This window comes from Streptomonospora mangrovi, assembly GCF_027604915.1.
Lineage (GTDB): Bacteria > Actinomycetota > Actinomycetes > Streptosporangiales > Streptosporangiaceae > Streptomonospora > Streptomonospora mangrovi.
In genome coordinates this window covers 14333-31559 of the sequence record NZ_JAJAQC010000032.1, presented here as the reverse complement: position 1 = coordinate 31559, position 17227 = coordinate 14333, and the positions used below count along the sequence as shown (strand labels likewise).

17 protein-coding genes are annotated in these 17227 nt (G+C 74.8%); 8 read left to right on the top strand and 9 right to left on the bottom strand.

The window, feature by feature from the left end:
- Together LG943_RS18175 and LG943_RS18170 are read right to left on the bottom strand one after the other, a co-directional pair.
- Complete coding sequence (locus tag LG943_RS18175) at positions 1-624, bottom strand: TetR/AcrR family transcriptional regulator (RefSeq protein WP_270073504.1); 624 nt, start codon at positions 622-624, stop codon at positions 1-3.
- 323 nt (positions 625-947) lie between these two features.
- On the bottom strand, positions 948-1796 hold the full coding sequence (locus tag LG943_RS18170) for a glycerophosphodiester phosphodiesterase family protein (RefSeq protein WP_270073503.1): 849 nt from the start codon (positions 1794-1796) through the stop codon (positions 948-950).
- A 245-nt stretch (positions 1797-2041) separates the two neighbouring features.
- On the opposite strand from LG943_RS18170, the gene LG943_RS18165 reads away from it, so the two are divergent.
- The gene (locus tag LG943_RS18165) at positions 2042-2812 is read left to right on the top strand and encodes a DeoR/GlpR family DNA-binding transcription regulator (protein WP_270073502.1); all 771 of its coding nucleotides are present in this window, start codon (positions 2042-2044) and stop codon (positions 2810-2812) included.
- 201 nt (positions 2813-3013) lie between these two features.
- On the opposite strand, the gene LG943_RS18160 is transcribed toward LG943_RS18165, so the two are convergent.
- Positions 3014-3421, bottom strand: coding sequence for a VOC family protein (locus tag LG943_RS18160; protein ID WP_270073501.1), 408 nt, complete (start codon positions 3419-3421; stop codon positions 3014-3016).
- A 349-nt stretch (positions 3422-3770) separates the two neighbouring features.
- Here LG943_RS18160 and LG943_RS18155 point away from each other — a divergent pair, with 349 nt between their 5' ends.
- On the top strand, positions 3771-4454 hold the full coding sequence (locus tag LG943_RS18155; RefSeq protein WP_270073500.1) for a PhzF family phenazine biosynthesis protein: 684 nt from the start codon (positions 3771-3773) through the stop codon (positions 4452-4454).
- Positions 4455-4648: 194 nt separating this feature from the next.
- Here the strand turns inward: LG943_RS18155 and LG943_RS18150 are convergent, their stop codons facing one another.
- Together LG943_RS18150 and LG943_RS18145 are read right to left on the bottom strand one after the other, a co-directional pair.
- Positions 4649-5272 (bottom strand): class F sortase, encoded by a 624-nt coding sequence (locus LG943_RS18150; protein ID WP_270073499.1) that lies wholly within the window; start codon positions 5270-5272, stop codon positions 4649-4651.
- Positions 5262-5756, bottom strand: a complete 495-nt coding sequence (locus LG943_RS18145; protein WP_270073498.1) for a hypothetical protein — start codon at positions 5754-5756, stop codon at positions 5262-5264. The genes LG943_RS18150 and LG943_RS18145 overlap by 11 nt, the downstream gene beginning before the upstream one ends.
- A gap of 226 nt (positions 5757-5982) precedes the next feature.
- On the opposite strand from LG943_RS18145, the gene LG943_RS18140 reads away from it, so the two are divergent.
- The 3 genes from LG943_RS18140 (at position 5983) to LG943_RS18130 (ending at position 8490) form a co-directional block, all read left to right on the top strand.
- On the top strand, positions 5983-6618 hold the full coding sequence (locus tag LG943_RS18140; RefSeq protein ID WP_270073497.1) for a PadR family transcriptional regulator: 636 nt from the start codon (positions 5983-5985) through the stop codon (positions 6616-6618).
- 109 nt (positions 6619-6727) lie between these two features.
- The gene (locus tag LG943_RS18135; protein WP_270073496.1) at positions 6728-7684 is read left to right on the top strand and encodes an ATP-binding cassette domain-containing protein; all 957 of its coding nucleotides are present in this window, start codon (positions 6728-6730) and stop codon (positions 7682-7684) included.
- 50 nt (positions 7685-7734) lie between these two features.
- Complete coding sequence (locus LG943_RS18130) at positions 7735-8490, top strand: ABC transporter permease (RefSeq protein WP_270073495.1); 756 nt, start codon at positions 7735-7737, stop codon at positions 8488-8490.
- Between the two features lie 95 nt (positions 8491-8585).
- On the opposite strand, the gene LG943_RS18125 is transcribed toward LG943_RS18130, so the two are convergent.
- A complete protein-coding gene (locus LG943_RS18125) occupies positions 8586-9020 on the bottom strand; it encodes an Lrp/AsnC family transcriptional regulator (protein ID WP_270073494.1) in 435 nt (144 codons plus the stop codon).
- A 197-nt stretch (positions 9021-9217) separates the two neighbouring features.
- Here LG943_RS18125 and LG943_RS18120 point away from each other — a divergent pair, with 197 nt between their 5' ends.
- From LG943_RS18120 to LG943_RS18110, 3 genes are all read left to right on the top strand, one after another.
- Positions 9218-10096, top strand: a complete 879-nt coding sequence (locus LG943_RS18120) for a tryptophan 2,3-dioxygenase (protein ID WP_270073493.1) — start codon at positions 9218-9220, stop codon at positions 10094-10096.
- A gap of 256 nt (positions 10097-10352) precedes the next feature.
- On the top strand, positions 10353-11588 hold the full coding sequence (kynU, locus tag LG943_RS18115; RefSeq protein WP_270073492.1) for a kynureninase: 1236 nt from the start codon (positions 10353-10355) through the stop codon (positions 11586-11588).
- Positions 11589-12101: 513 nt separating this feature from the next.
- Positions 12102-13088, top strand: a complete 987-nt coding sequence (locus tag LG943_RS18110; protein ID WP_270073491.1) for a hypothetical protein — start codon at positions 12102-12104, stop codon at positions 13086-13088.
- Between the two features lie 239 nt (positions 13089-13327).
- On the opposite strand, the gene LG943_RS18105 is transcribed toward LG943_RS18110, so the two are convergent.
- From LG943_RS18105 to LG943_RS18095, 3 genes are read right to left on the bottom strand one after another with little or no spacing between them, the layout of a single operon-like run.
- Positions 13328-14992, bottom strand: coding sequence for a dihydrolipoamide acetyltransferase family protein (locus tag LG943_RS18105; protein ID WP_270073490.1), 1665 nt, complete (start codon positions 14990-14992; stop codon positions 13328-13330).
- The gene (locus LG943_RS18100) at positions 14989-16059 is read right to left on the bottom strand and encodes an alpha-ketoacid dehydrogenase subunit beta (protein ID WP_270073489.1); all 1071 of its coding nucleotides are present in this window, start codon (positions 16057-16059) and stop codon (positions 14989-14991) included. Before LG943_RS18100 ends, LG943_RS18105 begins: the two co-directional genes overlap by 4 nt.
- 1 nt (position 16060) lies before the next feature.
- Positions 16061-17206 carry a thiamine pyrophosphate-dependent enzyme gene (locus LG943_RS18095; RefSeq protein ID WP_270073488.1) on the bottom strand — a complete coding sequence of 382 codons (1146 nt, stop codon included), beginning with the start codon at positions 17204-17206 and terminating at the stop codon, positions 16061-16063.
- Positions 17207-17227: the final 21 nt, after the last annotated feature.

The following is a 17227-nucleotide window of genomic DNA, read 5'->3' as shown; positions in this document are numbered from 1 at the left end:
CTACTCGCGCGGGCGGCCGAGGTGGTGGTGGATGACCAGGTCGGCGTTGACGTCGCCGAGTTCGGCCAGGGTCAGGCCGCCCTCGGGGTCGTACCAGTCGAGCACGGAGTCGAGGGTGTCGACCACCACGCCGGCGGTGTCGGCTCCGGCGGGCACGCGGAACTCGCCGGCGGCCACACCCTCGGCGATGAGCTGGCGGATGTGCGCGCGGTAGCCCTGGAGGAGGTCGGTCAGCTCCCGGTGGCGCTCGGGGTGGACGGTCCGCAGCGTGGGCAGCAGGGTGCGCCGCAGGTGCTCGGCGGTGCGGTACCGCCAGCAGTGCCGGATGTGCCGCCGCACCAGGCGGTCCACGCGCTCGGTGGGGGACAGGCCGACGGCGGGGGAGTCGAGTTGGCTTTGCACGAGGTCGCGGGTGGAGTGCAGGGCCACGGCGTAGGCGAGGTCGAGGCGGGTGGGGAAGGCTCTGCGGAAGGCGACGGGGTCGACACCGGTGGCGGCGGTGACCTCGTGGGCGAGAGCGGCCATGCCGATGCCGTTGAGGCCGTGGCGGGCGAACAGCCCCGCCGCGGTGTGGAGCACGCGGTCGAAGGCGCGCGCGTCGATGTGGGACAGGTCCGCTGTCATGATCATCTCTGCAATGCCCCGGAGGTCGCGGGCGTAGACGAGGGGTGGGAGCGGGTGCGGTGGCGTTGCCGGGTGCGGCCGCGCGTGCGGGCGAGCGCCGCCGCGCGATGGGGGAGGCGGGCCGCGAATCGGGAACGGCTCGGCGCACCGCGACGCCGGTGCGGGAAACACCGGCCGTTTCCAGCATAGCGGTGCCCGGGGTCGCTTTCAGGGAAAAGCGGGCAGCTTGCCCGAGGAAATCTCGCACCGTGTTTTGCATACGTGCGACCGCAATAAACTGAATTCAGTTTGAATGCATCCGAGCGAGTGGACCGCCGCCGGTCTCAGCGCCGGTGGTCACCGGGCCGCAGGTCATAGGGCGGAGCGGGAACAGCGGGCGCGCCGGAGAAACCGTGCGGACCCGAAACACCGTGCACTCCGGAAACACCGTGGGGACCGGAAACACCGTGCGCGCCGCGGGGCGGCCCCCCCGCACCCGGCGCACTCTGGCGCCCGCTGAGGTTGGCGAGTTCGGCGATGTTGTTGGTGATGATCGCGTCCACGCCCATTCCGGCCAGCCGCACCATTTCCGGAAAATCGTCCACCGTCCAGGTGGCGATCCGGTACCCGTGCCGCTGGATCTCCGCCACCAGCTCCCGCGTCAGCATCCGGTGCTCGGTGCTGTAGTAGCGCGGCCGCACCGACTGCCACACGTCGGGCGGCGGCAGCGTGGGCAGCTCCCACGACAGCAGGAGGCCCACCTGCGGGCGGTGCGCGCGCAGCGCCCGCAGCACCTCCAGCGGGCCGGTGTAGATGATGTGCTCGCCCATGCCGTGCTCGCCCACCACGGCCTCGGCCGCCAGGGCGGTCTCCAGCCGGTCGACGTCGAGCAGCAGCGCCCGCACCGGCGGGCCGGCGGCCTCGGCCAGCACCTCCATCAGGGTGGGGATGCGCTGCTGGACGTCGTGGCCCAGCACGGCGAGGTCGGCCAGGGTCGCCTGCGCCACCGGGCGCGCCAGGCGCCAGGTGTACTCCAGGGCGTGGTCGCGCACGACGACGACGTGGCCGTCGGCGGTGGTGCGCAGGTCGACGGCCACGACGTCGGCGCCTTCGGCGAACGCCGAGCGGATTGCAGGCAGCGTGTTCTCGCGGAACCGGGTGGTGTCACCGCGGAGGGCGATCGCCAGCGTCATGTGCCCAGTCTTTCGTTGCCCCGAGGAACCGGCGAGGGATGCCGCCGGGTGCTGGAGACTAGAGTGCCAAAGTCCGCGCGCGCACGGGGGCGGGACCCGCAAATCCGTCGCCGCCCCGGCTGCGGTGCGACCGTCCTCACTCGGGGCTGGCCGCGCCCCACGGCGGCCGGCTGGGAGACTTGTGGTGTGTCCCGCGCGTCTTCACACTGGTGAACACGCCCCCGCATCGACTCCGAAGGCGAAGAATGATCCCCGACCAGCGCCGCGAGCACATCCTCAAGCTGCTCCAGGAGCGGCACGTGCTCAGCATCAACGAGCTGACCTCGATGCTGTCGGTGTCGCACATGACGGTGCGGCGCGACATCCAGGCGCTGGAGAACGACGGCAAGGTGCTCTCGGTCACCGGCGGGGTGCGGCTGGCGGCGCGGCTCAAGAGCGAACCCTCCTACCTTGCCAAGGCCCAACTGGAGGTCCCGGCCAAGCGGGCGATCACCCGGGCGGCGGCGCAGTTGGTGCGCGAGAACTTCACGATCTTCCTCGACGCCGGCACGACCTCGCTCCAGATGGTGCCCATGCTCACCGACAAGGTCGGGCTCACCGTGGTCACCAACGACTTCAATGTCGTGGGGCACCTCATGGAGTACCCCAACATCGAGCTGATCCACACCGGCGGCGTGGTCTCCCACGCCGACCACTCCTCGGTGGGCCAGTTCACCGCCGACTTCCTGCGCCAGGTCAACGTCGACATCGCGTTCATCGCCAGCAGCTCCTGGGACGTCGACCGCGGCTCCACCACGCCCTCGGAGGCCAAGGTGGTGGCCAAGCAGCAGTTGCTGCGGATCGCCTCCAAGAGCGTGCTCACCGTCGACAGCACCAAGTACGGCAAGTTCGGGACGTTCCGGGTGGCGCGCCTGGAGGAGTTCGACCTGATCATCACCGACGACCGGCTGCCGCAGTCGGCGGTGGACGAGATCCGCGCCCAGGACGTGCGGCTGGAACTGGTCTCCCCGGATTAGGACCGGGCGCGGGGCGGCGCCGCCGGGACGCGGGCGCGCGGCACGGACACGCGGTGGGGTCTTCACGGGTGGAGGCGGCGGACGGCCGCAGGGGGCCGGGTAGGCGGTGCGGGCGGCCTCGGCGCGGCCGGGGAGGTCGCCGGGAAAAGGGGGGCGCGGAGCCCGGCGGCGGCGCTGCCACCGGCTCTCAGACGCGCCCGGTCAGTCCTCGCTGACCAGCTCCGCCGGGCAGTACAGCTCCAGTTGGATGCCGTCGGGGTCGGAGAAGGAGATCATCGACCCGTGGTCGGCGTGCACGATCGGCGAGTGGTCGATGTCGAGGTCGGTGAGGCGGTCCTCCCAGTAGTCCAGCTCGCCCAGGCTGCCCACCTGGAACGCCAGGTGGTCCATGCCGGTGTGGCGGTGGTCGAAGGTCGCCTTGAACTGGTCCTTGTGCTGGATGAACCCGAGCACGACACCGCTGGGGTGGCGGCACTCGGTGAGCAGCCACTGCTTGCCGTCCCGGGTCTTGAACTCCTTGAACCCGAGCACGGTGCGGTAGAAGTCGATGCTGGCGTCGCGGTCGCGCACGGACAGCGTGATGTGCGCCAGACCGGTCACTCGGGGCACGGAGACCTCTTTTCGACGGTCCGGTGTCCGTCTGCGGGGTGGGAACAGCGTTAGCACGGTTCCCGAGAATACGTGGGGGACCGCCACGCTCAACCCGGCCTTAATACAGGCTTAACGGGGCGAATGCGGCGCAGGTCGCGGGCGGTGCGGGTGGGGGCGCACACCCCCTGCGGGCAGGGCGTTCCCGCGCCGCGCGGCCTCGGTCCATGGCCCGGCGTGAGGCTGTTCACACCCGGTGTCACGGCCGCGCGGCGTCTGGCGTGTTCAGCGCGACTGTGAAGGAGTGCTTCACCGTGACCCAAGGAACGATAAGTGGAGCTGCGCGCCGCCTGCTGGCAGAGTGGCGGGTATGAGCACAACCACCACACTTCACGTCGTGACCGTCTTCCTCGGCGAGCACGGCACGGGCGGCAACGAACTCGGCGTCTTCCTGGACGCCGCCGGCATGTCCGACGCCGCCCGGCAGGCGGTCGCCGCCGACCTCGGGTTCTCCGAGACCGTGTTCGTGGAGGACACCGCCACCGGCCGGATGCACATCCACACCCCGGCCATCGAGCTGCCGCTGGCCGGCCACCCGCTCGTGGGCACCTCATGGCTGCTGCGCCACCAGGGGATGGGCCGGGACTCCCTGTACCCGCCGGCCGGCGTGGTGCCCACCTGGGAGGACGGCGACCACACCTGGATCCGCGCCGACCCGGCGCTGGCGCCGGAGTTCGACACCCGCCAACTGCCCTCCCCGGCCGAGGTCGACGCCCTGGTCGGTGGCGAGCCCGGCGTCAACCTGCACGTGTGGGCGTGGGAGGACGAGACGGCCGGGCGGGTGCGGGTGCGGGTGTTCCCCGCCGAGATGGGCATCGGCGAGGACGAGGCCACGGGCGCGGCCGCGCTGCGGCTGTGCGGGCTGCTGCGCCGCCCGCTGGTGATCCGCCAGGGGGTGGGCTCGCGGATCGACGCCCGCCCCGGCCCGGACGGCACGGTCGAGATCGGCGGCCGGTGCGCCCTGGTCGACACCCGGGGCTACCGGCTGCCCTAGCGCGGCGCGGCCGGGTCGCGGGTGCCGAGGCCGAGGTCGAGTCCGGGACCGCCGGGGAGGTGGGGCGGCGGGGGCACCCGGCCGCCCGGACCCGCTCGCCCGCCACCGGGCCACCGGGCCACCCGGCGACCGGGCCACCAGGTCACCGGGACACCCGGTCGGCGGCAGGGTCGCGGCGGCGGCCGCCGGTCCGCTCAGCCCCGCGCCAGGGCGCCGTAGACGATCAGGTTGCGCTCGTAGTGGCCGGTGGCGTGGTCGAAGGCGCCCGCGCAGGTGACCAGCCGGATCTCGGGCCGCTCCACCGGGCCGTAGACCGCCTCGGCGGGGAACGCGCCCTTGTCCACGCGCTCGCTGCGCCGCACCGCGAACACGGCGTCGCGGCCGTCGGCCCGGCGCACCCGGATCTCGTCGCCGGGCCGCAGGTCGCCCAGGCGCCAGAAGACCGACGGCCCGGTGCGGGTGTCGCGGTGCCCGGTGATGACGGCGGCCCCAGGGTCGCCCGGTGCCGGCCCCAGCGCGTACCAGCCGGCCACGCCGGTGCGCTCCAGCGGGGGCTGGGCCAGGGCGCCCTCGGGGTCCAGCCCCAGGGGCAGCAGGCGCGCGCGCAGCCCGATGGCGCCGATCTCCAGGTGGACGGGGGCGCCGGCCGCGTGCGCTGCGCCGGCGGGTGCGGGCGGGGCGCCGCCCGCGTCGTGGGCCGGGCGCTCGGGGGCGCGCGCGGCGGACTCGGGGGCGGCCACGGGGCCGAGCGAGGCGGTCAGCAGCGCGCCGGCGGCGCAGACGGCCGCCAGCGCGTGGGCCGCCGCCTCACCGGCCACGGCGTGCGGCGCGCCGGCCCAGGGCCAGGGCGGCGCCCGCCAGGCCCGCCAGCAGCCCGGCGGCCATGGCGCGGGCCGGCCCCGCCGACTCCGGGACGCCGCCCCCGCCGGTCTGGGGGGCGCCCGAGGGCGTGGGCGTGAGCGCGCCGCGGATGACGGTGACCTTGCCCAGGGCGGTCTCGGTGGAGGTACCGCCCACGCACTCGGCGTGCACGGCGTAGACGCCCGGCGGGGTGCCCGGAGCCACCACCACGGGCACGGTGCCGAAGGTGTTCTCCAGTTCGGCCGAGGCGGTACCGGGGAACACGTCGGAGGTGAACTCCAGTTGCCGGGCGTCGCCCTCGCAGGCGGAGGTCAGGGTGATCGACTGGCCTGGGGCCACCGCCTCGGGGGAGACCTCGATCTGCTGGGCCTCGGCCCAGGCGGGCGCGGTGCCCGGCACGAGCGCGCCCGCGGTGATTCCGGCCAGCACCCAGACCTTCATGTCGTCTCCCCACTGCCAAGCGTCGCCTTAGCCGAACCATGTCACACTGAGTGAGAAGACGTCACGCACTGTTCGTGCGCGTAAGGCATCTTTTAACCGGCAAGACGGGTGAAGTGACGGTGTGCGCGGGCGGCGCGGCCGGTCGAAGCGGCCTCCCCCCGGCGCTGCCGGGCCGCCCGCCGACCTAGGCTCGGGTGGGGGAGTCCGAGGAGAGCGGGAGCGCGAGATGTCGGCGACGAGGCTGCTGGTGCTGGGCATGGTGCGGTCGTTCGGACCCGCCCACGGCTACCAGGTACGGCGCGAGCTGCTGTCCTGGGGCGCCGACACCTGGGCCAACGTCAAACCCGGCTCGATCTACCACGCGCTGCGCCAACTGCTCAAGGGCGGCATGCTGCGCAGTGCGGGGGTGGAGGAGAGCGGCGAGGGGCCCGAGCGCGCCCTGTTCGAGGTGACCGCCGCCGGCGAGGAGGAGTTCTTCCGGCTGCTCCAGGAGGCCCTGTCCGACGCCGAGGCCAAGCCGGAGTACTTCGGCGCGGCCATCACGTTCATGACCGCGCTGCCGCGCTCCCGCGCGCTGGGGCTCCTGCGGTTCCGCCTGGAGGGGCTGGAGAAGGCCCGGCGCACGGCGGAGTCCCTGCTGGGCACCGAGGTCATGGGATACAAGCCGGCGCACGTCTACGAGCTGTTCCGGTCCTGGGTGGTGGCGGCCGAGGCGAACGAGGCCTTCACCCGGGAGCTGATCGAGCGGCTGGAGGGCGGCGCCTACAGCATGGCGGGCGAGGGCGGCCGGGCGTTCGGCGAGCCGGCCGCCGCGCCGCGCGGGCCGGGCGGGGTGCCCGGGGAGCGTCGCGAGACCGGGTAATCAAATTTGACTACCCGGATCTCGGGCGGGATGATTCCAGCCGAGTAATCAAATTTGACTACCGGACGCGCGGCGCCGGGCCGCCCGGCGGCCGCCGCATGGGGGCACTGTGATCCACACCCGCGACCTCACCCGCAGCTTCACCACGAAATCCGGCACCGTCGAGGCGGTGCGCGGCCTGACCCTCGACGTCGAGGCCGGCGAGATCGTCGCCTTCCTCGGCCCCAACGGCGCCGGCAAGTCCACCAGCCTGCGCATGCTCACCACCCTGCTCGCGCCCACCTCGGGCACCGCCACCGTGGCCGGGCACGACGTGGTCGCCGACCCCCACGGCGTGCGGCGCCGCATCGGCTACGTCGGCCAGGGCCACGGCGCCGGCTACGGCCAGCGCCTCGGCGAGGAACTGGTCACCCAGGGGCGGCTCTACGGGCTGACCCGCGCCGAGGCGCGCACCCGCGCCGCGCGGCTGATGGCCGACCTGGACCTGGAGGGGCTGGAGAAGCGCCACACCCCCCAGCTCTCCGGCGGGCAGCGGCGCCGCCTCGACATCGCCATGGGGCTCATCCACCGGCCCGACCTGCTGTTTTTGGACGAGCCCTCCACCGGGCTCGACCCGCACAGCCGCGCCAACCTGTGGACCCACATCGCCCGGCTGCGCGAGGACTACGGCACCACGATCTTCCTGACCACGCACTACCTGGACGAGGCCGACACCATGGCCGAGCGGGTGGTGGTCATCGACCACGGCGCGGTGATCGCCGACGGCACCCCCGACGACCTCAAGGGCAAGGTGGCCGGCGACCTGGTGACCCTGGAGGCCGCCAGCGAGGAGGACGCCCGCCAGGCGGCCGCGGCCGTCGCCGCGTTCGCCGCCGCCGACTCCCTCGACACCACCGGCACCACGGTCCGGCTGCGCGTGGACCGGGGCGAGAGCGCCCTGCCGCAGATTTTGCGCGCGGCCGACGCGCGCGGGCTCGAACTCCGCACGGTCCAGGTGCAGCGGCCCTCGCTGGACGACGTCTTCCTCACCCTCACCGGGCGCAGCCTGCGCGAGAGCGCCGCGTGAGCGCCGCCGCCGCCCTCAGTCCGCACACCCCGAAAGGCACGCCGACCCCCATGTCCTTCCTCCGCGACACCTGGATCGTCTACCTGCGCCAGCTCCGGCCCACCCTCCACGCGCCCGTCTTCGGCCTGGGGTTCAGCATGCTCCAGCCGGTGCTCTACCTGGTGCTGTTCGCCCCGCTGCTGTCGGGGATGCCCGGCGCCATGGGCGACAACTCCCTCCAGTGGTTCGTGCCGGGCGTGCTCGCCATGCTCGGCCTGTTCGGCACGGCGTTCGCCGGGTTCGGCCTGCTGCCCGAGATCCGCAGCGGCGCCCACGAGCGGATGCTGGCCACCCCCGCCAGCCGGGTGGCGCTGCTGCTGGGGCGCGTCCTGCGCGACGTGTCCGTGCTGCTCGTCCAGTCGGTGGTCATCCTGCTGGCGGTGCTGCCCTTCGGCCTGGAGGTGTCGCTGCCGGGCGCGGCGGCCGGGCTGGTCCTGCTGATGGTCCTGGGCACGGGCCTGGGCACGCTGTCCTACCTGCTGGCGATGACCCTGCGGGAGGAGAGCATGTTCGCCGCCGCCCTCCAGACGATGATCATGCCCCTCATCCTGCTGTCGGGCGTGATGCTGCCGATGGACCTGGCCCCGGCCTGGCTCTACGCGCTCTCTCGCGCCAACCCGGTCAGCCACGTGGTCGACGCCGAGCGCGCCCTGTTCGCGGGCGACTTCGCCGACGTCTCGGTCCTGGCGGGAACAGGCGTGGCGGTGGCGATCGCCGCCGTCGCCCTGGCGGCGGGCACCCGCATGATGCGCCGCCTGGCCGTCTGACCCGCCCGGAACGGTTTCCGGTCCCACCACCCGGTCCGCCGGCCACGGCCGGGGCGGTCTCCGACCGCCCCGGTCCCCGGTTCGCCGCCGCAAGCTCAGGGGCGGACGGGGCGCCAGGGGTAGGGGCTGGACAGCACCATGGTGCTGGACGGGCGGCCGTGTTCGGCCAACTGGTCGATGATCTGCTCGAAGTGGGCCATGGAGGCCACCGCGATGAGGAGGACGCAGCAGGCGTCGCCCGTGACCCGGTGGAGTTGCAGGATCTCCGGGCGGGACATGGCGGCCTCGTCGCGCAGGAGGCACAGGGGGCCGAAGCACTCCATGCGGACCAGCGCCGTTACCGGGAGGCCGGCCGCGGCCGGGTCCACGTGGGCGTGGTAGCCGGTGATCACGCCCCGGTCCTGGAGGCGGCGGACCCGGTCGGCCACCGCCGGAGGGGACAGGTTCACCCGCCGCGACAGCTCGTTGTAGGACAGCCGGGCATCGCCCTGGAGTTCGGCGAGGATGCGGCGGTCCACGTTGTCGAGCATGGTCTCCCGTTCGGTAGGGAATGGTCCCAAATCACTTACGAATGCTAAGTCCGTCCCGGTCAGGCGCTCGCGTTCGCGCTTCAGCGCGGGGCACCGGCGGGAGCATCCTTGGGGGACTCCCGCCGCACCGGCACCACGCGCGGCGCGCGGCGAGGTCGACTGCGGACCGGTGGCGACGGCACGAGGGGGATCGGATCATGGCGGTGGCGGCAGCCCATGACCAGGACGCGGCCGGCGGCGGCGCCGGCGGGACGGGGGCGGCCGGCGGGTGCCCCCTGGAGGCCGCCGACCAGGCCGCGGCCTACGCCGACTACGTGCGCACCCAGACCCTGCTCGACCTCCAGCGGCCCCGCACCGGCGAGCCCGCCGAGCTGTCGTTCATCATCGCCACCCAGGTGATGGAGCTGCTGTTCACCCTGGTCCGCCAACACTGGACCGCCGCGCGCGACGCGCTGGAGGCCGACGACGCCGAGGCGGCGATCGCCGCCCTGCGCCGGGGAGCCGGCGCCCAGGACGTCCTGGTGGAGTCGTGGGCGCTGCTGGGCACCCTCACCCCCGCCGAGTTCGACCGGTTCCGCGACTCCCTGGGCGTGGCCTCGGGCGTGCAGTCGCCCAGCTACCGGCACCTGGAGTTCCTGCTGGGCAACAAGTCGCCGGGCATGATCCGCCCCTTCCGCGCCCAGCCCGAGGTGCACCGCGACCTGGAGCGCGCCCTCGCCGAGCCCGGCCTCTACGACGCCGCGCTGCGGCTGCTGCACCGGCGCGGCCTGGGCGTGCCCGCCGCGTCCGCCGAGCGCGACTGGCGCCGCCCCTACCGGCCCCACCCCGACGTGGAGAAGGCGTGGGCGCGGGTCTACGCCGACGAGCGCCCCGGCAACGAGCTGCTGCGCCTGGCCGAGGCGCTGGTGGACACCGCCGAGCGGGTAACCCGCTGGCGGCACCGCCACCTGATGGCGGTCAAGCGCGCCATGGGGGCCAAGCCCGGCACCGGCGGGTCCAGCGGCCTGGACTGGCTGGCGCGCAACGCCGCTCAGGACGTGTTCCCCGAGCTGTGGTCGCTGCGGACCGCGCTGTGAGACCGCCCGCCGCGCCCGGCCCGCGCGCCCGCCCCGCCGCCCACCCCGCCGCCTGCCCCGCCGTCTGCGGCGGCGGGCGGCCGGACCCGGCCGCGTCCGGCGGGGGGTCGGCGGGTCTGAACCGCCGCCGCGCGGGGATACTGGCCACCGGCCGCACCCTGTGCGCGCCTCGCACCCGCCCGCCCCGGGCGCGGGCGGCGGTGCGCCCGACCGACCGCGCCGAGCGCCCGCCCGAGGCTAGGAAGGCCCTGTCGACATGACGCCCATCACCCGCGAGGACTGCCTCCGCCGCGACGCCGCCGACCCGCTGGCCGCCTTCCGCGCGGAGTTCACGCTGCCCGACAACGTGATCTACCTCGACGGCAACTCGCTGGGCGCGCTGCCCGCCGCCACGCCCGGCCGCGTCGCCGAGGTGGTGGAGCGCGAGTGGGGCCAGGGGCTCATCGCGAGCTGGAACGAGGCGGGCTGGTGGGACAAGCCCCGCACGCTGGGCGCCAAGCTCGCCCCGCTGGTGGGGGCGGCTCCCGACGAGGTGGTGGTCGGCGACGGCACCTCGGCCAACCTGTTCAAGACGCTGGTGGCGGCCCTGCGGCTGAACCCCGGCCGCCGCGCGGTGGTGGGGGAGACCGCCAACTTCTCCACCGACCTCTACGTCACCCAGGGCGTGACCGAACTCATGGGCGTGGTGGAGCGCCGGGTCGACCCCGACAACCGGGCCGCGCTCGCCGCCGCGCTGGCGGCCGGCGACGTGGCGGCCGTGGTGCTCAGCCACGTCGACTACCGCACCGGCGTGCTGCGCGACATGGCCCAGATCAACCGCCTGGCCCGGGCCAACGGCGTGCTGACGGTCTGGGACCTGTGCCACAGCGTGGGCGCGGTGCCGGTGGAACTTGCGGCCACCGGCGCGGACTTCGCCGTGGGCTGCACCTACAAGTACCTCAACGGCGGCCCGGGCGGCCCCGCGTTCACCTACGTCGCCCACCGCCACCAGGCCGCCGCCCGCCAGCCCCTCACCGGCTGGCACGGCCACGCCCGCCCGTTCGACTTCGCCGCCGAGTACGTCCCCGCCGAGGGCGCGAGCCGCTTCCTCAGCGGATCGCAGTCGCTGGTCGCCGCCGCCGCCCTGGAGTCCTCCCTGGACCTGTGGGCGCGGGTGGACCTGGGCCGGCTGCGCGCCAAGAGCCTGGCGCTGACCGAGCTTTTCCTGGACATGACGGAGCGGGCCGGGTTCGCCGCGGTGACCCCGCGCCAGGCCGCGCGGCGCGGCAGCCAGGTGTCGCTGCGCCACCCCGACGGCTACGCGATCGTCCAGGCGCTCATCAAGCGCGGTGTGGTCGGCGATTTCCGCGCGCCCGACATCATGCGGTTCGGCTTCGCCCCGCTTTACCTGCGCTATGTCGACGTCTTCGACGCAGCCGCCGCGCTAGCGGAGGTGGTGCGCACCGGGGAGTGGCGTGACCCGGCCTTTGCCCGCCGCCACCAGGTGACCTGAGCCACGGCGCGTCGGCCGCCGACGCGCCGCCCACCCCCTCGGATGACCCGTTGTTCAGCACTGTGGCACGAGTCACGATTTCGCATGTTTAAAGCCCGGAAAACCCGTGTGTGCGGGGGGTTTCGGTGCGTGTCCATGCTGCCCCAAGGGTCCTGATCTGCGGTTTTACGTTTTGAGTCGTGGCATTTGACTTTTTCGTGGGCTAGAGTCCTTCGTGATCGGTTCGTGACCTGCGGATTACCTTGCGGGTCCACACCGATGCCGAGCCCCAGGTGCTCCACGGCACCGGGGAACGAGGCCCCCAACCTCCAGCGGGTGGCCGCGCGGTCTCAACGCCGGCCCGGTACTCCGTTCCCAACGGCGACCGACTCCCCGCAGCGCCCCGCGATCCACGCGGGCGCCCCCACCAGGTAACCGCCCGGATTCGGGCTGCCCATCCGGCATGCCCCGAGCACGGGATCCACGCCTGTACCCGGTCTCGCTCGGCCCTGCACCCAAACTTTGGTTCATTTGATGAGTTCTGAGAATCCTGTCCAGTACGGCAACGTCAAGGCTTCCTACTTCTGGGACGACGGCTCCGGCATCAACGGCGACACCGGTGCGCCCGCTTCGGGCGAGCCCATGCAGGAGGGCCTGGCGGCCAGCCCGAGCTGGCCGCTCGGCACCGAGGGCTACGTCGAGTACAACGGCAAGAAGGCAGAGTTCTTCATCGGCGACCGCGGTCCGGGCGACCCCGCCGAAGGCTGCAACGTCCTCCTCGACCTCGACGGCAAGACGTTCGCCAAGCTCACCGGCGAGTCCTGGAACGACGACTCCTACACCGTCACGGGCGGCCAGGGCCACATCGACGTCGAGTACTACATCACCGAGTGGGGTGACGGCGCCGGTACCCCGGGCGCTCCCCAGCCCATGAGCGGCTCCGAGGTCTGCGACGACGCCGTCTCGCCGGTCCCCGCCTCCGCCAAGAAGGACGGCGGCGAGGACAAGAAGAAGTCCGAGGGCGACCAGGGCCAGAAGCAGCAGCCCAAGGACGACGCCAAGGACGAGTCCGCGGAGCAGTCCGCCGACGAGGGCTCCGGCACCGGCAAGGGCGAGGACTCCGAGCAGCAGCAGGCCGCGCCGTCCGGCAAGGACGACGGCGGCGACGGTTCCGGCCAGGGCCTGACGGCCGAGACCGCGGCCAACGACACCTCCGGTATCGCGCTGGCGGGCGACGACCTGCCGATGGCCGCCGGGCTGCTCACCCTGGCGATCGTCCCGGCCCTGCTGGTGGCGTTCCTCTTCGGCCGCCGCCGCGCGGCCACCGACTACGCCACCGAGGGCGGCCGCCACCGCGCGGACTCCCTCCTCACCGCCGAGGGCCTGCGCGAGACGGTGCAGAGCGTCCGCGACCGGCTCCCCAGCTCCTGGAGCGAGGCCACGTCCAGCGCCAACGCGTACTGGACCCGCGTCGCGGACCGTATCCGCGACCGCCGGACCGGCTCGCAGGGCGGCGAGTAACCACCGCCGCATCGCGGGTGTGAACCGGCGGACCGGTCACCACCGGCCCCCGGCACCCGCCACGCACGACGGCGCCCCCGCCCGGCAACGGGCGGGGGCGCCGTTCGCGTCTCCAGGGTCGCCGACCGATGCCGGGGAGGGGGGGGGGGCGCCCCGCCGCGGGCGCCACCACACCTTCTTCTTATGGGGGAAGCGCGCGGGGAGGAACGCGCGCGGGGTTCTCGGGCGCGGCGACACCCTCACATGTCGCCGATGAGCAGCTCCGGGCGCTCCACGCAGTCGGCGACGAACCGCAGGAACCCCGCCGCCACCGCGCCGTCGCACACCCGGTGGTCGAACGCCAGGGTCAGCTCGGTCACCGGCCGCACGGCGAGGTCGTCGCCCACCACCCAGGGCCGCTTGACGATCCGCCCCACACCGACGATGGCCGACTCGGGGTGGTTGATGACGGCGGCGGCGCCGTCCACCCCGAACACCCCGTAGTTGTTCACCGTGAACGTGCCGCCGGTGAGCCGGTCCGGCGGCAGGCTCCCGCCGCGCGCCCGCTCGGTCAGCGCGGTGAGTTCGCCGGCCAGCTCCCGCGTGGTCAGGGCGTGGGCGTCGCGCACCACCGGGACCACCAGCCCGCGCGGCGTCTGCGCCGCGAACCCCAGGTGCACGCCCGGCGGCTCGACCAGTTCGCCGCGCTCGGCGTCGAACCGGGAGTTCAGCGCCGGGAAGCGGCGCAGCCCCAGCACGCAGAACCGGGCGAGGAGGGCGAGCAGGCCCACCGGGCGGTCGGGGTCGGCCGCGGTCAGCGCCGCGCGCAGGTCCAGCAGGCCGGTGGCGTCCACGTCCACCCACACCGTGGCCTCGGGGATCTCCCGGCGCGAGCGGGCCATGCGCCGCGCCATCTCCCGGTGCGGACCGCTCAGCGGGACCCGCCGCGCCCCGGCGGGCGCGGCCGCCGGAGCCGGCTGGGCCGGCGGGGACACGGGGTCGGCCTCGGGCCGGGCGGCGGGCACGGCCGCCGCGGCGGCCGGGGGCGGCGCCGGAGCTGCCGGTGCGGTGCCCGCGCGCCGCGCGGCGACCGCCGCCTCGACGTCGCGCCGCAGCACCAGGCCGCCCTCGCCGCTGCCGACCAGCGCGGCGACGTCGATCCCGTGCTCGCGGGCGATGCGCCGGACCAGCGGCGACACCACCGGCACGGGGTGTGGCGCGCCGCCGGCCGCGCCGGCGGCGGGGGGCGGGGGCGGCGCCGCGGACGCCGTTGGCCGCGGGCCGCCCTCCGCCGGGTCTCGCCGCTGGGGGCGGCGGCGAGACGGGCTGGGCCGCTGCTCGGCGCGGGTGCCGTAGCCCACGAGCACGGCACCCGACAGCGGGGCGGAGCCGTCGGCGCCGGGGGGCGCGGACTCCGGTGCGGGCGCGGGGCCGCCGGGTGTATCGGCGGCGCCGCGGTCGGCGGGGAGTGCGCGCAGGCTGGCGAGGACGCGTTCGGCGGCGGTCGGCCGCTCGGGGGAGGGGGCGGCGGGGGAGGGGGCGCCCGCCGCCCCGGCGGCCGGGACCGGGGCACCGCCCGCGTCCGTGCCGTCGCCGTCCGTGCCGCCCTCGGCGGCGCGGGCCGCCGGCGCGGGGCCGGCGGCCGGTCCGCCACCGGCCTCCGTCCGACCGGTGTCCACGCTGATCAGGGGCGCGCCCACCGGGACCGCCTCGCCGGGAGCGCCGTGCAGGGCGGTGACCCGGCCGGCGTAGGGACAGGGCACCTCGACGGTCGTCTTGGCGGTCTCGACCTCGGCCACCGGCTGGTCCACCGCCACCTCGTCGCCGACCTCGACCAGCCAGGCCAGGATCTCGGCGTCGGCCAGCCCCTCGCCCAGGTCGGGCAGCAGGAAGGCGCGCACGCCGCCGGGCTCCGCGGCGCTCACGCCCCCACCTCCAGCCGGTGCGCCCGCCCGGCGCGCGCCGCCGCGTCCGCACCCGCCGAGGTCGGCGCCTGCGCCGGAGGCGGTACCCACGCCGCCTCCCACTGGAGCCGGTCGAGGGCGGCGAGGATCCGGTCGACGCTGGGCAGGTGGTACTCCTCCAGGTGGGGCGGGGGATAGGGGATGTCCAGCCCGGCCACCCGCAGCACCGGCGCCTCCAGGTAGTGGAAGCACCGCTCGGTGACGCGCGCGGCGACCTCGGCGCCGTACCCGGCGAACGCCGACGCCTCGTGCACCACCACCGCGCGCCCGGTGCGGCGCACCGACGCGGTCACCGTGGCGTCGTCGAACGGCGCCAGGCTGCGCAGGTCCACCACCTCCACCTCGCGGCCCTCCTCGGCCGCCGCCTCGGCGGCCAGCAGCGCGGTGTCCACGGTCGGCCCGTAGGCGATCAGGGTGACGTCGGCGCCCGCGCGGCGCACCACCGCCTGGTCCATGGGCGCGGTGCGCACCGGGAGTTCGACCTCCTCGGTGGCCCAGTAGCGCCGCTTGGGCTCCAGGAACACCACCGGGTCGGGGCAGGCGACGGCCTCGCGCAGCATGGAGTAGCCGTCGGCGGGCGTGGCGGGGGTGACCACGCGCAGGCCGGGGGTGTGGGCGTAGTAGGTCTCGGAGGAGTCGCCGTGGTGCTCCACGGCGCCGATCCCGCCGCCGTAGGGCACCCGGATGACGATGGGCAGGGCCAGCCGCCCCCGGGTGCGGTTGCGCATCTTGGCCACGTGCGAGACGACCTGCTGGAAGGCGGGGTAGGCGAAGGCGTCGAACTGCATCTCGACCACGGGCCGGTGCCCGTACATGGCCATGCCCACCGCCGTGCCCACGATCCCGGACTCGGCGAGGGGGGAGTCGAAGCAGCGGTCCTCGCCGAACTCCGCCGTGAGGCCGTCGGTGACGCGGAACACCCCGCCCAGCGGGCCGACGTCCTCGCCGTAGACCACGACGTCGGGGTCGGTGGCCAGCGCGTCGCGCAGCGCGCGGTTGAGCGCCCGGCCCAGGCTGACCTCGGCCATGTCAGACCTCCTCACCGGTGGGGGCGGCGCGGCGCGCCCGGACCCAGGCGCGCACCTCCTCGCGCTGGCCGCGCAGCGGCGCGGTGGGCGCGGCGTAGACGTGGTCGAACAGCTCCTCGGGCGCGGGGGCGCCCAGCCGGGCGATCCGCTCGCGCACCGAGATCGCCAGCCGGTCGGCCGCGTCGACCATCTCCTGGTGGGCGGCGTCGTCCAGGCCGCCCTCGCGGCGCAGCAGCGCCTCCAGCCGCGCCACCGGGTCGCGGCGCCGCCAGTGGGCGACCTCGGCGTCGTCGCGGTAGCGGCGCGGGTCGTCGGAGTTGGTGTGCGGGTCGATCCGGTAGGTGCGCGCCTCGACCAGCGCGGGGCCGGCGCCCGCCCGCGCCTCGGCCAGGGCGCGCGCGACCACCGCGTGCACGGCGGCGGCGTCGTTGCCGTCGACGTGGTAGCCGCGCATGCCGTAGCCCACCGCCTTGTGCGCGAGCGTGGGCGCGGCGCTCTGCCGGCGCAGCGGGACGCTGATGGCCCACTGGTTGTTCTGCACCAGGAACACCACCGGGGTGTTCCACACCGCCGCGAAGTTGTAGGCCTCGTGCGCGTCGCCCTCGCTGGTGGCGCCGTCGCCCATGAGGACCAGCGCCGCGACGTCCTCGCCCTTGCGGCGGGCGGCATAGGTCAGGCCCACCGCGTGGGAGGCGTTGGTGGCCAGCGGGGTGCACTGGGGCGCGCAGCGGTGGCGGGCGGGGTCGTAGCCGCTGTGCCAGTCGCCGCGCAGCAGGGTCAGCACCTCGACCGGGTCCACCCCGCGGGTGACCAGCGAGACGCAGTCGCGGTAGGTGGGGAACAGCCAGTCGTCGTCGGCCAGCGCGAGGACGCCGCCGACCTGGCACGCCTCCTGGCCGTGGGAGGAGGGGTAGACGGCCAGGCGGCCCTGGCGCGCCAGGGAGTCGGCCTGGCGGTCGAACCGGCGGCCGATCACCATGGCGCGCAGCAGCGCCAGCAGGACGTCGGGTTCGGGCAGGGCGAAGCCCGCGCCGGAGGCGGGGGCGGCGCGGGTGCCGTCGGGCTCCACGAGCCGGACCGGCTCCAGCGAGGGCAGCAGGGCGGCGGGGTCGGCCGCCGGGCCGCGGGGTGCGTCGCTGGTCGTCATGCCTTGAATATGCGGTCGGCC

Excerpts from the sequence above, each read along its gene's own strand:
- LG943_RS18155 (WP_270073500.1), top strand. The coding sequence starts at position 3,771 with ATGAGCACAACCACCACACTTCACGTCGTGACCGTCTTCCTCGGCGAG.
- LG943_RS18130 (WP_270073495.1), top strand. The coding sequence starts at position 7,735 with ATGTCCTTCCTCCGCGACACCTGGATCGTCTACCTGCGCCAGCTCCGG.
- kynU (WP_270073492.1), top strand. The coding sequence starts at position 10,353 with ATGACGCCCATCACCCGCGAGGACTGCCTCCGCCGCGACGCCGCCGAC.
- LG943_RS18110 (WP_270073491.1), top strand. The coding sequence starts at position 12,102 with ATGAGTTCTGAGAATCCTGTCCAGTACGGCAACGTCAAGGCTTCCTAC.
- LG943_RS18125 (WP_270073494.1), bottom strand. The coding sequence starts at position 9,020 with ATGCTCGACAACGTGGACCGCCGCATCCTCGCCGAACTCCAGGGCGAT.
- LG943_RS18140 (WP_270073497.1), top strand. The coding sequence starts at position 5,983 with ATGTCGGCGACGAGGCTGCTGGTGCTGGGCATGGTGCGGTCGTTCGGA.
- LG943_RS18145 (WP_270073498.1), bottom strand. The coding sequence starts at position 5,756 with ATGAAGGTCTGGGTGCTGGCCGGAATCACCGCGGGCGCGCTCGTGCCG.
- LG943_RS18175 (WP_270073504.1), bottom strand. The coding sequence starts at position 624 with ATGACAGCGGACCTGTCCCACATCGACGCGCGCGCCTTCGACCGCGTG.
- LG943_RS18165 (WP_270073502.1), top strand. The coding sequence starts at position 2,042 with ATGATCCCCGACCAGCGCCGCGAGCACATCCTCAAGCTGCTCCAGGAG.
- LG943_RS18095 (WP_270073488.1), bottom strand. The coding sequence starts at position 17,206 with ATGACGACCAGCGACGCACCCCGCGGCCCGGCGGCCGACCCCGCCGCC.
- LG943_RS18170 (WP_270073503.1), bottom strand. The coding sequence starts at position 1,796 with ATGACGCTGGCGATCGCCCTCCGCGGTGACACCACCCGGTTCCGCGAG.
- LG943_RS18120 (WP_270073493.1), top strand. The coding sequence starts at position 9,218 with ATGGCGGTGGCGGCAGCCCATGACCAGGACGCGGCCGGCGGCGGCGCC.
- LG943_RS18100 (WP_270073489.1), bottom strand. The coding sequence starts at position 16,059 with ATGGCCGAGGTCAGCCTGGGCCGGGCGCTCAACCGCGCGCTGCGCGAC.